General features: G+C 63.7%; 12 protein-coding genes. 5 read left to right on the top strand and 7 right to left on the bottom strand.

Features of this window, described 5'->3' with window-relative positions; all coding sequences use genetic code 11:
- Window positions 1-47: 47 nt before the first annotated feature.
- Both LDN75_RS21780 and LDN75_RS21775 read left to right on the top strand, forming a co-directional pair.
- Window positions 48-935 (top strand): aldo/keto reductase, encoded by an 888-nt coding sequence (locus tag LDN75_RS21780; protein ID WP_223934758.1) that lies wholly within the window; start codon window positions 48-50, stop codon window positions 933-935.
- 89 nt (window positions 936-1,024) lie between these two features.
- On the top strand, window positions 1,025-1,954 hold the full coding sequence (locus LDN75_RS21775; RefSeq protein ID WP_223934757.1) for a threonine/serine dehydratase: 930 nt from the start codon (window positions 1,025-1,027) through the stop codon (window positions 1,952-1,954).
- Window positions 1,955-2,044: 90 nt separating this feature from the next.
- On the opposite strand, the gene LDN75_RS21770 is transcribed toward LDN75_RS21775, so the two are convergent.
- Window positions 2,045-3,025 carry an ABC transporter substrate-binding protein gene (locus LDN75_RS21770; protein ID WP_223934756.1) on the bottom strand — a complete coding sequence of 327 codons (981 nt, stop codon included), beginning with the start codon at window positions 3,023-3,025 and terminating at the stop codon, window positions 2,045-2,047.
- Window positions 3,026-3,302: 277 nt separating this feature from the next.
- Here LDN75_RS21770 and LDN75_RS21765 point away from each other — a divergent pair, with 277 nt between their 5' ends.
- Together LDN75_RS21765 and LDN75_RS21760 are read left to right on the top strand one after the other, a co-directional pair.
- Window positions 3,303-4,292, top strand: a complete 990-nt coding sequence (locus LDN75_RS21765) for an LLM class flavin-dependent oxidoreductase (protein WP_223934755.1) — start codon at window positions 3,303-3,305, stop codon at window positions 4,290-4,292.
- A gap of 111 nt (window positions 4,293-4,403) precedes the next feature.
- Window positions 4,404-7,040, top strand: a complete 2,637-nt coding sequence (locus tag LDN75_RS21760; protein WP_223934754.1) for a trehalase-like domain-containing protein — start codon at window positions 4,404-4,406, stop codon at window positions 7,038-7,040.
- A gap of 77 nt (window positions 7,041-7,117) precedes the next feature.
- Here LDN75_RS21760 and LDN75_RS21755 read toward each other — a convergent pair whose 3' ends face one another.
- From LDN75_RS21755 to LDN75_RS21730, 6 genes are all read right to left on the bottom strand, one after another.
- On the bottom strand, window positions 7,118-8,044 hold the full coding sequence (locus tag LDN75_RS21755) for an AEC family transporter (RefSeq protein ID WP_223934753.1): 927 nt from the start codon (window positions 8,042-8,044) through the stop codon (window positions 7,118-7,120).
- Between the two features lie 159 nt (window positions 8,045-8,203).
- Complete coding sequence (gene panD / locus LDN75_RS21750; RefSeq protein WP_223934752.1) at window positions 8,204-8,638, bottom strand: aspartate 1-decarboxylase; 435 nt, start codon at window positions 8,636-8,638, stop codon at window positions 8,204-8,206.
- A 26-nt stretch (window positions 8,639-8,664) separates the two neighbouring features.
- Window positions 8,665-10,170, bottom strand: a complete 1,506-nt coding sequence (locus tag LDN75_RS21745; protein WP_223934751.1) for a rhamnulokinase family protein — start codon at window positions 10,168-10,170, stop codon at window positions 8,665-8,667.
- A gap of 8 nt (window positions 10,171-10,178) precedes the next feature.
- A complete protein-coding gene (locus LDN75_RS21740) occupies window positions 10,179-12,218 on the bottom strand; it encodes a bifunctional aldolase/short-chain dehydrogenase (protein ID WP_223934750.1) in 2,040 nt (679 codons plus the stop codon).
- 4 nt (window positions 12,219-12,222) lie between these two features.
- Window positions 12,223-13,389, bottom strand: a complete 1,167-nt coding sequence (rhaI, locus tag LDN75_RS21735; protein ID WP_223934749.1) for an L-rhamnose isomerase — start codon at window positions 13,387-13,389, stop codon at window positions 12,223-12,225.
- Window positions 13,386-13,793 (bottom strand): L-rhamnose mutarotase, encoded by a 408-nt coding sequence (locus LDN75_RS21730; RefSeq protein ID WP_223934748.1) that lies wholly within the window; start codon window positions 13,791-13,793, stop codon window positions 13,386-13,388. The genes rhaI and LDN75_RS21730 overlap by 4 nt, the downstream gene beginning before the upstream one ends.
- 124 nt (window positions 13,794-13,917) lie before the next feature.
- On the opposite strand from LDN75_RS21730, the gene LDN75_RS21725 reads away from it, so the two are divergent.
- On the top strand, window positions 13,918-14,934 hold the full coding sequence (locus LDN75_RS21725; protein ID WP_223934747.1) for a LacI family DNA-binding transcriptional regulator: 1,017 nt from the start codon (window positions 13,918-13,920) through the stop codon (window positions 14,932-14,934).
- The last annotated feature ends 23 nt before the right edge of the window (window positions 14,935-14,957 follow it).

Raw genomic sequence — 14,957 nt, 5'->3', positions numbered from 1 at the left:
ATGACGGGCACTCCCACAGCTCGGCAAGCCTGAATAGCGTGAACATCATGACTATTGAACTAATCCTCAACAATGGCGTCACGATGCCGGCACTCGGCTTGGGCGTCTTCCAGAGCGCACCCGAGGAAACGACGGCCGCCGTCGAGACAGCCCTTGCCACGGGCTACCGGCACATCGACACCGCCGCTGCGTACGGCAACGAGCGGGAGGTAGGCCAGGGCATCCGTGAATCAGGCTTGCAGCGGGAGGAAGTTTTCATCGAGAGCAAGGTCTGGGTCAGTGACTACGGCTACGAGCAGACGCTGCATGCGTGGGACAAGGCAGCCGGCAAGCTCGGTGTCGATTACCTTGACCTGTTCATCCTGCACCAACCCGCCCCGGACCGGTTCGAGAAGACCATCGAGGCATACAAGGCGCTTGAGCGACTACTCGAGGACGGGCGCGTCCGCTCAATTGGTGTCAGCAACTTCATGCCGCACCACCTCAAGGAATTGCTCGCCTCAACCGACATCGTTCCTGCGGTAAACCAGATCGAGCTCCACCCTTACTTCACGCAGCCCGATGTCCAGAACGCGGATGCAGCAAACGGTATCCTCACCCAGGCCTGGTCACCGATTGGCGGAATCACTTTCTACCCGGGCTGGGGCGGGGAACGACGGAACGTGATGGAAGATCCCGCCATTGCAGCGATCGCGCGGACCCACGCCAAGACACCGGCCCAGGTGATGATCCGCTGGCACTTGCAGCAAGGCCGATCAGCGATTCCCAAGTCGACCAACCCACAACGCATCGCGGAGAACTTCGATGTCTTTGACTTCGAGCTCAGCACAGAAGAGCTCGCGGCCATCGACGCATTGGACCTCGGCGTGCGCAATGGGCCGGATCCAGACGTCGCCCGCCCGGAGCGCTTCGCCATGGTGATCCCCGAGGCCTGAGCGTCGAACTCCGAAACCCCCAGCACCACCGCAGTCCCAGCACCACTGTCCGAACCATAGGATGAAACGGACGAAAGGTGCAGCAAACGATGGTCACACGCGAAGAAGTAGAAGCAGCGTACTCACGGACGGCAGGCTGGGTACGCCACACACCAGTGGCCGAGAGCGGCAACCAGGAGCCGTACCACCTGTGGTTCAAGTGCGAGTACATGCAGCACACCGGAACGTTCAAAGCCCGCGGCGCCTTCAACCGGCTGCTCACGGCCCGGGAGAATGGCGAACTGAATCCGGAGATTGGCATTGTGGTGGCATCCGGGGGCAACGCTGGCCTGGCCAACGCCTACGCGGCGTCCAAGCTCGGAGTTCCTGCGACCGTGTTCGTCCCCGAGGCTGCGCCGGCCAACAAGGTCCACAAGTTGTTCGCCAGCGGTGCCCGGGTAGTCCAAGGGGGCACCGAATACGCCGAGGCCTACGCTGCAGCCGTCAAGTTCGCCGAGGAAACCGGCGCGATCTACTGCCACGCCTACGACCAACCCGAAATCGTGGCTGGCGCGGGCGGCGTTGGCCTTGAGCTGCTGGACGAACTGCCCGACGTCGATACCATCCTCGTTGCTGTGGGTGGCGGAGGTTTGATGGGTGGCATTGCCGCTGCGGTGGAAGGCCGGGCACATGTGGTGGGTGTTGAGCCTGAGACTGTTCCCACGCTGCACACTGCCTTGGCCAAGGGTGAGCCAGTGGATGTGGCAGTCTCCGGGATTGCCGCGGATTCCCTGGGCGCCAGGCGGGTTGGCGAGATCGGATTCGGTGTTGCCCGCCGCACGGGCGTGCAGAGCGTGCTGGTCAGTGACGAGGACATCGTCCAGGCGCGCCGCAAGCTGTGGGAGGAGCACCGCATGGTGGTGGAGCATGGAGCGGCGGCAGCTTACGCGGGGCTGCTCTCAGGAGCGTACGTGCCTAAGGACGGTGAGACTGTCGCCGTCATTCTTTGCGGCGCGAATACGGATCCAGCGCACTTTTAGGACGTCCCAGAGCGTCCAACGCAAGAATCCCCGCCGGTTGGTGTCCGGCGGGGATTCGACGTCGGCAGGTCTGCCCTGCCACAGCGGTTCCTACTTCTTGGGCAGGCCTGCCGGGTTCAGTTCGGACGCCGGGATGGCCTCGGACGAGAGTCCCCAACGGTCCAGGATCTTGGCGTAACTGCCGTCCTTGATGAGGTGGTTGATGGCAGCCTGCGCTGCGGCAGCAAGGCCGTTGTCCTTCTTGGTGGTGAACGCGATCTCGGCCTTCAGCGGCCAACCGCCGTTGAGCGTGCCCACTTCTTTGGTCTTGCCATCCTTGGCGGCCTTGTAGGCGGCGGAGGCGTTGGGCCCGAACGTCAGGTCCGCGCGGCCCGACTGGAGGGCGAGCTGGGAGGCAGAGTCGTCGTCGTAATACTGGAACTCAACCGGCTTCAAACCGTTCTTCTTGTTGTCCTCGTCCCAGCGCACCAAGATGGCTTCCTGGTTAGTGCCGGAGCCGACGATCACGCGCTTGCCAGCGACGTCCTTGGCCTCCTTGACCTCTGAAATGTCCGAGTCGGCCTTGGCATAGAAGCCCAGGAGGTCATTGCGGTAGGTCGCGAAATCGAATTTTTCCTTGCGTGCTTCCGTGACTGTGACGTTGGAGAGGACAGCCTCATACTTGCCGGACTCGACGCCGAGGGGCCAGTCGGCCCAGGCCACCGGCAGCACCTCAACCTTCAGGCCCAGGCTCTCACCGATTGCATACGCGAGGTCCACTTCGTTGCCGATCAGCGTCTTGTTGTCCGTGGCGAACAGGCTCAGCGGGGGCGTCCCGCCGGTAGAGACCACGGTCAGCTTGCCGTCCGCTTTGATGGCTTCGGGCACCAGCGCGGCGGCCGCGGAGTCCACCGCTACCTTGATGCGGTCCTGCTCTGGCGACAGGTTGAACTCCTTGGGAGCGCTGGAAGAAGCGTTCGACGACGGTGCTGTCGCCGCCGTCGCGCCCGGATCCGAGCAGGCGGCGAGCCCCAGAAGGGCCGTTGCGGCCAGCGCCGCGGTGAGGCCGGTCTTGCCTGCAAAACGTGCCATTGTGTCCCCTTATTTTCCCATTTTTCCCCTACAGGGGTGTCAGATGCGTACTTGTGGCTGCAACTATCCGGCAGGCCGGGAACGCGGTCAAAGCGCTCCGAAACGCAGGGATACAGGGGGTAACTGCGGTTAATCGGGAGTCGAACAGGGTCACAAACGTCGGAATAGCCTGCAGCGACGCAACTCACAGAAATAAGCCGGGGACCGCCGTCGTTGTCGCTAGAGTGCCCGTCAACCAACAGTGCGGGTGCCGCGAAACGTACCGAAAGGCATCCCCGTGACTGTTCCTCTTTCCATCCTCGATCTGGCAACCATCGGAAAGGGCCAGACGGTGGCGGAAAGCCTCGCGGGCAGCGTGGCCATGGCGCAGAAGGCAGAAGAGCTGGGCTATCGCCGGGTTTGGTATGCCGAGCACCACAACATGTCCGCCATCGCGTCGTCGGCCACGAGCGTCCTGATCGCCCATGTCGCCGCCCACACGAACACCATCCGGCTTGGGGCCGGTGGCGTCATGCTTCCCAACCACTCGCCGTTGACCATCGCTGAGCAGTTTGGCACCCTGGAGACGCTGCACCCCGGGCGGATCGACCTCGGCCTGGGACGGGCCCCCGGCAGCGACCAGAACACCATGCGTGCGCTTCGCCGCGACCATACGTCCTCGGATGCTTTCCCACAGGACGTGCTGGAACTGCAGGGCTACCTCACCGGCCCCACCCGCATCCAGGGAGTCGAAGCGACGCCGGGCAAGGGCACCAACGTACCGCTGTACATCCTGGGCTCCTCGCTGTTCGGAGCGCAGTTGGCTGCCCAGTTGGGCCTCCCGTACGCCTTCGCGTCGCACTTCGCGCCTGCCGCGTTGCAGGACGCAGTGGCCATCTACCGCAGGGATTTCAAGCCCTCGGAACAGCTGTCCGAACCGCACGTCATCGCCGGGGTCAACGTCACGGCAGCTGACAGCAATGCCGAGGCCCAGGCAATCCATCTCGCCGTGAAGCGTGCCCGTGTATCCCTGTTCTTCGGCGGCGGCCGACAGTTCACGGACGACGAAGCGGATATGGTGCTGGATTCCCCGCAGGGCCAGCACATTGCCCAAATGATGAAGTACTCCGCCGTCGGTACGCCGGACGTTGTGCGTGATTACCTTGACGGGTTCGCCAAGCACGCTGACGCGGACGAACTCATCGTTGCCCACCAGAGCATTGGCACCGAGGAACGCCTGCGGTCTGTGGAACTCGTGGCTGAAGTTGCAGGGCTTGTACCGGCCTAGGAACCGGCCCCGAATATAAATTCGAAAGCTTTACGCATTTGCAATGATTTAGGCATGACGCCGAAACTCCACAGGCGGAGACTATAGCTATCCGCTGTGGAAGGATCCGCCATGCCCACGCCCCTCAACCAGTCAGCCGCAGACTCTGCGCTGCTGATGAATTCGCTACCGCTTGGCCTGCTCCGGACCTTGCTCCGGACGGACGCACAGCAGGGCATCACACCGCAGTTGATGGTGGAGCTTAGGGCCATTGCCCGCGTCCCGGGTCTGCTGGTGGCGTGCAACTATGGCGGCACTCTCTGCGCAGCTGAAGGGGTCTCCACCGAGACTCTGCCGCTGGACAGTGCGGCTGTGGCTCTACGTGCGCTCGCAGCACTCCCCAATACGCATACGGCCATCATTTCCGGCCGGTCCTTACGCGACCTGGCTGCTGTGTCCAGATTGCCGGCAGAAGTTCATTTGGTGGGCTCGCACGGCGTTGAGTTCGACATGGGCTATGCGTACACACTGTCCTTGGCCACGGAAACTCTTCTCCAGCAAGTAGCAACGGCCTTGACCGAAGCGGTCGCGTTCGAGAAGGGCATCAGCATCGTCCGTAAGCCGGTTGGCGTTGCTGTCCACACGCGGCCCGCGACGCCTGAAGTAGTGGAGCGTGTCATCTTCCGCTCCCAGCAGATCGCCATTGAGTACGGGCTCTACTTCATCATCGATGGCTCCGTGTTGGACCTTACTGTGGAGGAACCGGCCAAGGGCCAGGCCTTGGAGCAGCTTCGCTCCCGCTTGGGGGTGAGCGCTGCGCTGTACGCGGGAGACGCAGCAAGCGATGAAAAGGCACTCGCCACCTTGCGGGGACCCGACCTTGGCCTTCACGTCGGTCCCGGGAGTACGACGGCGGCACACACTATTCCGGATCCGGAAGCCTTTGCGCGGGTGCTGGCTTTGTTGTTCGAACTGCGGCGGGCCTGGCTTTTCGGCGAGGACGCGGTGGGGCTCGAACGGCATTCGATGATCGGAAACGGCTCGTCGACGGCGTTGCTTACCCCTGACGCCAAGGTTTGCTGGATGACCCACCCCCTGCCGGATTCCGGGTCCCTCTTTGCACATATCCTGGGCGGAGAGCCGGCGGGCCACTTCAGCATCGAGCCGGTCAAGCCTTCGCAAGTATTGGCCCAGCGCTATATAGACAACACCATGATCGTGGAGACCCGCTGGGCCGACGTCACAGTGACGGACTACCTCGAGCCCGCACCTGAAGGCATCACCAGCCTGGTGCGCGTTCTGTCCGGCACGGGCACGGCCCGGATAGTGTTCGCGCCCCGGCCGGACTATGCCACTGCGCCGTTCAGCATGGAGATCCGTGGCGAAGAAGTCCACATCATGGGAACGTCGGATCCCATCATCCTCTCCGCGCCCGGGGTTGCCTTCCAGATCACCAGTGATGGCAGGTACGCCACAGCCACGGCGGACGTGCCGCTGCAGTATGGTCCCGTCGTGCTCAACCTGCGTTGCGGTGACACCGAGCCGCCGCCCGCGGACCCGACTGGAGAGCCGACCCGGCGTGCCGCCGTCGGGCAGTCTGCCCGGGAGTGGGTCAGGACGTTGCAGCTACCCACCATCAAGACTTCCCTGGTACGGCGCTCGGCCCTGGTGCTGAGGTCGCTGGTACACGAGCCCACCGGCGCTGTCCTGGCCGCTCCAACCACATCGCTGCCGGAGGGCATCGGCGGGACTCGCAACTGGGACTACAGGTACTGCTGGCTGCGCGACGGGTCCATGACCGTCAACTCGTTGGTGAGCTTGGGCTCCACGGACGAGGCCGATGGATTCCTCCGCTGGCTTGGCCGCATCCTGGAGACCGCGCCCGGGCCGGAGTGGCTCCACCCGCTTTACTCGGTGACCGGTGCTCCGCTGTCCACGGAAGCGATCGTGGAGAGCCTTCCGGGCTACGCCGGTTCGCGACCGGTGCGGATCGGAAACGCCGCGGACCACCAAGTGCAGTTGGACGTCTTCGGGCCGATTGCCGAGCTGATTCACGATCTTGGCGAGCGGCGCGGGTACTTGCCGGACGAACACTGGTTCCTGATGGAGCAGATGGCCCACGCAGTCATTGCCCGCTGGCACGAGCCCGACCACGGAATCTGGGAAGCCCGCCGACCGCCACGGCACCACGTTTACACCAAGGTCATGTGCTGGGTGACGCTGGACAGGGCCTTGCGGACTGCTGCCTTGCATGGCCGCGTGGCACACACGGATTGGGCGCCGACGGCCGCAAAGATCCGCAAGGAAGTCCTCCGGAAGGGGTGGGATGAGTCCGCGCAGTCCTACACTGTGGCCTACGACAGCCCGGACCTGGACGCCGCCGTGCTTCATATCGGGTTGTCCGGCCTGCTGGATGTGCAGGACCAGCGGTTCCTGGATACCGTGACGGCGGTCGAGCGCGAATTGCGTGTGGGTCCCACCGTCTTCAGGTACAGGTACGACGACGGCCTGCCGGGTTTGGAGGGCGGCTTCCACATCTGCACTACCTGGCTGATCGAGGCATACCTTGCTGTTGGGCGCTTGGATGATGCGCTGGAGTTGTTCAACCAGCTGGTGGCTCTGTTTGGTCCTACGGGCCTGCTCCCGGAGGAATACGATCCTGCCTCGGAAACGCACCTGGGTAATCACCCACAGGCATACTCGCACCTGGGCTTCATCCGGTGTGCACAGCTCCTGGACCATTACCTGGCCAGCGCAGATGTGGAGTAACCCAAGTAGGTCGCAGTTGAACGCGTTTTGACGCCTCTAAACGGCGTTAACTGCGACCTAGTTGGGCGGACGGCCTTTTAGGTGAGGAGCAGCGCCACGGCGATCATCGCAGGCACCGCGACGATTGTCGTGATGAGCACCGTGTCCTTCGCGACCGTGATGCCGGCGCGGTAGCGTGTGGCGGCGACAAACACGTTCTGGGCCGTCGGGAGCGCTGCCGTCACCACCACGGCGAACAAGGCGTGCCCGTCCATACCCAGGGCAAAACGGGAAAACACGTAGGCGATGGACGGGTGTATGAACAGCTTGAACCCGCTGGCCAGCAGCGTGTCCAAGCGGCGTCCGGCATCCTTTTGCAAAGGCCTTGATCCGTTCAGGCTCATGCCGAACGCCATCAACATGGCCGGAATCGCGGCGCCGCCAATCAGGTGGATCGGCTCCAGAATGAGCGTGGGCACCTGGAAACCAGTTCCTGCCACAAGAAGTCCAAGCCCCGAGCCCACGATCATCGGGTTCTTCACGATCATCAGCAGGAAACGCAGGGGAGTGGTGCGGTGGGTACTCGTGCTGGCGTCGAGGGCCATCAAGTACAGGGGTGTGAAGAACGCGAGTTGGAAGATCAGGAGCGGCGCAACGTAGCTCGCGTCACCCAGGACAAACACCGCAATCGGAATGCCCAGGTTCGCGGAGTTTGCCAGTGATGCACTCATTGATGACATCAGGGCCTCGGGCATGGTGCGCTTCAGCCAGAACTTCACGATCAGGAAGAACAGCAGGCCCGTGATGATGGCACCCACGGCGGTGACCAGCAGCGGAGCGGCAAACACCTCGTGCAGCTTCGCCTTGCTCAGAGTTTCAAAAAGCAGGGCCGGGCTTGCGACGAAGAACGTCAACGAGCTCAGGACGGAGCGGGCATTCTCGCCCAGGATCCCACGACGTCCCACGAACATGCCCACCAGGATGATGGCCCACACCACGAAAAACCCTGACAGGACGCCGATCATGAGGGCGTGCTGGCGGGGAGATGTTGGGTCACGAACAACAGCCTAGCCACATTCACGTGCTGAGTAAGCGTTTTCTGGCGAGAGTTCCGTCATGCGGACATTAAGCGAGCGACGTCGGCACTCACTTGAGTGCCGACGTCGGGCGTAGCTTTGGCCGGTTCAGCTGCTGAGGTGGGCCGCGTTGCTAAGGGCGTGCGGGGGCCGCATGAGCCCGGGGGTGTGGCCCTCGGCGGGGTCGTTGCCGAGCTGCAGGATCTTGTTGTCCCGTCCGACGTGGACAACCCTGGGCTCGTAAGCGCGGGCCTCCTCGGTGGTCATCTCGGCGTAGGTGATGAGGATGACGACATCCCCTACGTGAACCTGGTGGGCAGCAGCGCCGTTGATCCCGATGACGCCGGAACCGCGCTCGCCGGCGATGGTGTAGGTCTCCAGCCGGGCGCCGTTGGTCACATCTACGATGGAGACGAGTTCGCCCGGAAGGATGTCAGCCGCGTCAAGGAGGTCAAGGTCGACAGTGACCGAACCAACGTAATGAAGATCGGCATGGGTCACCGTTGCACGGTGGATCTTGGACTTGAACATTGTGCGGATCATAATGCGATCAGTTTAGCGCGGCACCCTCATCCGGCGCTGTGACGTACCAGACGTTCGGCGGCCGGCTCGTAGCGTTCCAGCCGGGTTCCCGCGGCCACGAGTTCGCGCAGCTCAGCCAGCCCACCTTCGACTACACCCGCAGCGCGGGCCTGCATCAGGACGTTGCCCAGTGCCGTTGCCTCAACGGGGCCGGCGACTACGGGTTTGCCTGTCGCATCTGCCGTGAGCTGGCACAGGAGCCGGTTCTGTGAACCGCCACCCACGATGTGCACCACGCTGGTGCTGCGTCCGGTGAGCCGTTCGGCGTCGGCCATTGTCCGGGCGTAACCGGCCGCGAGGCTGTCCATAATGCAACGCACGACGGCGGCGGGCCGGTCCGGGAGCAGTGCACCGGTGTTGCGCGCGGCTGAGCGGATGCGGTCCGGCATGTTGTCCGGCGCGGTGAAGACGGGATCGTCGGCGTTGATCTGCGGTCCGCCGGCGGGGAGTGCTGCCGCGGCGTCGAGCAATGAAGTCAGCGATTGGCTGAAGCCTTGGGCTGCCCACGAGCGTTGGCATTCACTCAGCAGCCAGAGCCCGCCGACGTTGCGAAGGTAGCGGATGGTGCCGTCCACGCCGCGCTCGTTGGTGAAGTTGGCCTTGCGGCTGGCTTCGGTCAGGACGGGATGGGGGAGTTCCACCCCCACGAGCGACCACGTACCGGAGGAGATATAGGCGAAGTCTTGGTCCTGCGCGGGCACAGCTGCTACGGCCGAAGCAGTGTCGTGCGAACCGACGGCCACCACCGTGGTATCGGCGTCCAGGCCCGTTTGCTCCAGGATCGCCGGCAGCAGCGCGCCCACGGTTTCGCCGGGCTGGATCAGGGGCGGGAAGATCTTCCGAGGCAGGCCCAATGCGTCCAGGAACTCTGTGGCCCACTCTCCCGCAACAGCGTCAAAGAGCCCCGTGGTGGAAGCGTTCGTGGCCTCGGTGCGACGCTCGCCCGTGAGCAGGAACGCGATCAGGTCCGGAATGAGCAGCGCCTGCAAGCCGTCCAGATTCGGTTCGGCCGCGAGTTGGTAAACGGTGTTGAACTGGAGGTACTGCAAGCCCGTGGTGGCGTAGAGACGGGCAGGGTCAATGACCGAATGCACTCGTTGCACGGTGCCGCGGCCGCGCTCGTCCCGGTAGCTGTAAGGAACAGAGACGAGTTCCCCGGCCTTATTGACCAAGCCGTAGTCGACGGCCCAGGTGTCGATGCCGATGCTCGCGATGCGCTCGCCGTTTTCCTGCGCTACAGCAGCGGCAGCGGCCAACCCCTTGAGTACCTCAACGAAGAGGGCGTCGAAGTCCCAGTGGAGGCCGCCGTCGAGCTCCACCACCCCGTTGGGGAAGCGGTGGATGGTCTCGAGGGAAACGCCGGAGCTGGGTGAGACGCGGCCGAGCATGACGCGGCCGGAGGAGGCCCCGATGTCGATGGCTGCGAACACGCTCTGAGAGGACACCGCCCCGGCGAGTGCCGGGGCGGTGTTCGTGGTGGTTCCGTTGGTCACTGTTGGTCCTAGCGGAGGAAGGCTGCTGCCACGCCAGCGTCCACGGGGATGTGGAGGCCGGTGGTGTGGGAGAGCTCGTTGCTGGTGAGCACGGACGCTGCGTTGGCGACGTGTTCGGGGAGGACTTCGCGCTTGAGGAGGGTTCGCTGGGCGTAGTACTTGCCCAGTTCCTGCTCGTCCACGCCGTAGACCGCGGCGCGCTTGGCGCCCCAGCCGCCGGCGAAGATACCGGAGCCGCGGACCACGCCGTCGGGGTTGATGCCGTTGACGCGGATGCCGTACTCACCCAGTTCCGCGGCGAGCAGGCGGACCTGGTGTGCCTGGTCTGCCTTGGTGGCGGAGTAGGCGATGTTGTTCGGACCGGCGAACACGGAGTTCTTGGAGGAGATGTAGATGATGTCTCCGCCCATGCCCTGATCGATCATGACCTTGGCCGCGGCCTTGGAGACCAGGAAGGAGCCCTTGGCCATGACGTTGTGCTGCAGGTCCCAGTCCTTCTCGGTGGTTTCCAGCAGCGGCTTGGAGATGGACAGGCCGGCGTTGTTGACCACCAGGTCCAAGCCACCGAACGCGAGTACAGCTTCCTGGATCGCGGCAGCGATCTGGGCTTCGTCGGTCACGTCGGCCTGGACACCGATGGCGACGTCGGAACCGCCCAGTTCCTCGGCTACCTTTTGCGCGTTCTCAAGGTTCAGGTCGGCAATCACTACACATGCGCCGTCGGACGCCAACCGGGTAGCGATCGCCTTGCCAATTCCCGACGCCGCACCGGTCACCAGCGCGATGCGCGTGGCGTGGGACTTTGGCTTGGGCATGCGGGCGAGCTTGGCTTCTTCCAAGGCCCAGTACTCGATGCGGAACTTCTCGGATTCCTCGATCGGGGCGTAGGTGGAGATGGCCTCGGCGCCGCGCATCACGTTGATGGCGTTGATGTAGAACTCGCCGGCCACGCGTGCGGTCTGCTTGTCCTTGCCGAACGAGAACATGCCCACGCCGGGGACCAGCACGATGGCCGGGTCCGCGCCACGGAGAGCAGGGCTGTTCTCGTCAGCATGACGGTCGTAGTACGCCTGGTAGTCCTCGCGGTACGCGGCGTGCAGTTCCTTGAGCCGGGCCACCGAGTCTTCGATCGAGGCATCGGCGGGCAGGTCCAGGACCAGGGGCTTGACCTTGGTGCGCAGGAAGTGGTCCGGGCAGGAGGTGCCCAGCGCGCCGAGCCGCGGGTGCTCCGCGGAGGCAAGGAATTCAAGTACGACGGGGTCATCGCTGAAGTGCCCCAGTTGCGGTTTGTCCGTGGAGGCCAAGCCGCGGATCACGGGAGCGAGGGCGGCTGCCTTGGCTTTGCGCTCAGCTTCCGGGAGGGCGCCGTAGCCCGGGAGCTTGGCACCGAAGGGCTCGGCCTTGCCGTTCTCCGCGATGAACTTCTCGGCCGTATCGATGATCCAGAGCGAGTTGGCCTCGGCCTCTTCGCTCGTGGCGCCCCACGCGGTGATGCCGTGGCCCCCAAGGATGGTGCCGATGGCCTGCGGGTTGGCTTCCTTGATCGCGGCGATGTCCAGGCCCAACTGGAAACCGGGACGACGCCACGGAACCCACACCACTTTGTCGCCGAACACCTTGGACGTCAGCGCTTCGCCGTCCACCGCCGTCGCAATCGCGATGCCCGAGTCCGGGTGCAGGTGGTCAACGTGGGCAGCGTCCACCAGCCCGTGCATGGCAGTATCGATCGACGGCGCGGCGCCGCCCTTGCCGTGCAGGCAGTAATCGAACGCGGCCACCATTTCGTCTTCGCGCTCGACGCCGGGGTAAACATCCTTCAGTGCCTGCAACCGGTCAAGCCGGAGGACAGCAAGGTTCTCGGCCTTGAGCGTGCCGAGGTCGCCGCCGGAGCCCTTGACCCAGAGGAGTTCGACGTCCTGGCCCGTGACGGGGTCCTTCTCGGTGCCTTTGGCGGAGGTGTTGCCGCCGGCGAAGTTGGTATTCCGCTTATCCGCGCCAAGGCGGTTGGAACGGGAAATCAGGTCTTCAACAGTCTTATTCGTGGTCATGCTCTTAAGCGCCCCATCCGGCTTGCTGGCCGCCTGCGCGGTCCTCGTTGATCTTCTTCTGGTAACCGCTGGCCTTGTAGGCAGCGATCGGGTCGGCGGGCAGGCCGCGGGATTCGCGCCACTCGGCCAGGACCGGGCGGACGTCGGTGTAGAAGGCATCGTTGAAGATGCCGTTGGCGGCCAGGACATCCCCGGCACGCTGCGCTTCGGACAATGCAGCGGTGTCCACGAGCAGGGCACGGGCCGTCATTTCCTGGACGTTCAGGACCGAGCGGATCTGGCCCGGGATTTTCTCTTCAAGGTTGTGGCACTGGTCCAGCATCAGTGCGACGCCGGAATCCTTACCGAAGCCGCCACCACGGATGACCTCATGCATAATCCGGAACAGCTGGAACGGATCAGCCGCGCCAACAATCAGGTCATCGTCGGCGTAGAAGCGGGAGTTGAAGTCGAAGGAACCCAGCTTGCCCAGGCGCAGCAGCTGCATCACGATGAACTCGATGTTGGTGCCCGGTGCGTGATGGCCGGTGTCCAGGCAAACGAACGCCTTCTGCCCTAAAGCCAGGGTCTGCGCGTAGGACGTCCCCCAGTCCGGAACATCGGTGTGATAGAAAGCCGGCTCGAAGAACTTGTACTCCAGCACCAGGCGCTGCTCGTCACCGAGGCCTGCGTAGATTTCCTGGAGGGACTCGGCCAGGCGGTCCTGGCGGCCGCGGATATCGTCCTGGCCCGGGTAGTTGGTGCCATCCGCCAGCCAGATCTTCAGGTCCTTGGACCCTGTGGCGTGCATGATCTCGATGCATTCCAGGTGGTGATCGATCGCGCGGCGGCGCACGGACTCGTTGGAGGATGTCAGCGAGCCGAACTTGTATTCGTCATCCTGGAACGTGTTGGAGTTGATGGTGCCCAGTCCAACGCCCAAGCGCGCGGCGTACTCGCGCAGGGCGGAGTAGTCGTCCACCTTGTCCCAAGGAATGTGGAGGGCAACAGTTGGAGCCAGACCGGTGAGCTCGTGGACCTTGGCGGCGTCGGCAATCTTTTCCTGGACGGTGCGCGGAGTACCCGGGGTGCCGAAGACCTTGAACCGGGTCCCGGAGTTTCCGTAGGCCCAGGACGGCACTTCAATGGCCAGTTCCCCGAGACGGCCCAGGGCCGATTCTGTGGTGTTCATGCTTGTTCCTTCTGGTAATCGTGGGCTGAGTCTTTGTTTATGTGTGCGGCGGCGGGGTCACCTATGACGACGCCCGCGGTGGCCAGTTGGTCCTCAAGGTTGAAAACTTCTTCGACGATTTCGAAGCCTTGGTCCGGCGGGAGCTCGCTGTTCGCGAACAGCGTGGCCATCTCGGCCTGCCAGCGGGCGTTGACGTCCGTCAGGGCCATCCGGGCTTGAGCGGCTTGGTAGTCGTCGCATTCCAGATAACCGATGAGTTGACCATCGGGAGCCAGGAACAACGAGTAGTTGTTCCAGCCCGCGTCCTTGAGGGCGCGCAGCATTTCCGGCCAGACGGCTGCATGGCGAAGCTTGTATTCGTCCATCAACTCCGGCTGGACGGAAGAGCGGAAACAGACCCTCATGTGCGGTTCTCCAGGTCACTCGTCTTTGAATCGTTTCATTTGTTACGATTCAAATTACCCTCGCACGAAGGGGGGTGTCAAGGCGTTTCCTGCAGATCGATCACAACAGCGGAGATTGGAAAGCATGTCCCAAACAGCGAGCATCAAAGACGTTGCCACCCACGCCCAAGTAGCCGTGGGAACTGTTTCCAACGTGCTGAACTACCCGGACAGGGTGTCCCAACGGACCAAGGAGCGCGTCCTCAAATCCATCGCTGAACTCGGCTTCGTGCGCAATGATGCTGCCCGCCAACTCAGGGCGGGACAGAGCCGGACAATCGGGCTGATCGTGCTGGACGTCGGGAACCCCTTCTTCTCCTCGGTGGCCCGCGCGGCCGAGGATGCCGCCACGGCCCTGGGCAGCGTGGTGTTGGTAGGGGACAGCGGCCAGGATGCTTCCCGCGAAGCGCACTACATGGACCTGTTCCAGGAACAGCGAGTCCAAGGACTGCTCATTTCGCCCGTTGGGGATGTTGGCGATCGGATCGACACCCTCCGCGAACGCGGCGTTCCCACTGTGCTCGTGGACGAACTTGCGGATACGGACCGCTGCAGCTCGGTCTCCGTGGATGACCAGGAAGGTGGCTATCTGGCTGCCAGGCACCTGCTGGACACGGGCCGCCGTCGTCTGGCTTTTGTCGGCACCCCATCAATTCGCCAGGTGGCCAACCGACTTACCGGCGCGCAGCGTGCCGTAGCAGAAGTAAAGGGTGCCACTATTGAGGTCCTCGACTCCGCCGGACAGACGGTCCTGGCGGGACGACAAGTGGGCAATGCTTTGGTGGAGCGCGAGCCGGAACTGAGGCCAGAGGCCGTCTTCTGCTCCAACGACCTCCTGGCACTGGGCGTCATGCAGTCGTTGACCATGTTGCGCACTGTGAAAATCCCCGAGGACATTGCCCTGATTGGCTACGACGACATCGACTTCGCGATTTCCGCCGTCGTGCCTTTGTCCTCCATCCGCCAGCCCACCGAGGCCCTTGGCCGCACGGCGATCGAGCTGCTCGCGGAGGAACAGGAGAGTGGCGGCACCAAACACCGTGCCGTGGTGTTCACGCCGGAGCTCGTGGTGCGCCAAAGCACGGCCGGCGCCCCCAAGTAGGTCGCAGTAGTGCGCGTTTTGAC

This window comes from Arthrobacter sp. StoSoilB5 (genome assembly GCF_019977235.1).
Classification (GTDB): domain Bacteria; phylum Actinomycetota; class Actinomycetes; order Actinomycetales; family Micrococcaceae; genus Arthrobacter.
The sequence above is the reverse complement of the archived record's forward strand: the minus strand, read 5'-3'. Positions and strand labels throughout refer to the sequence as shown.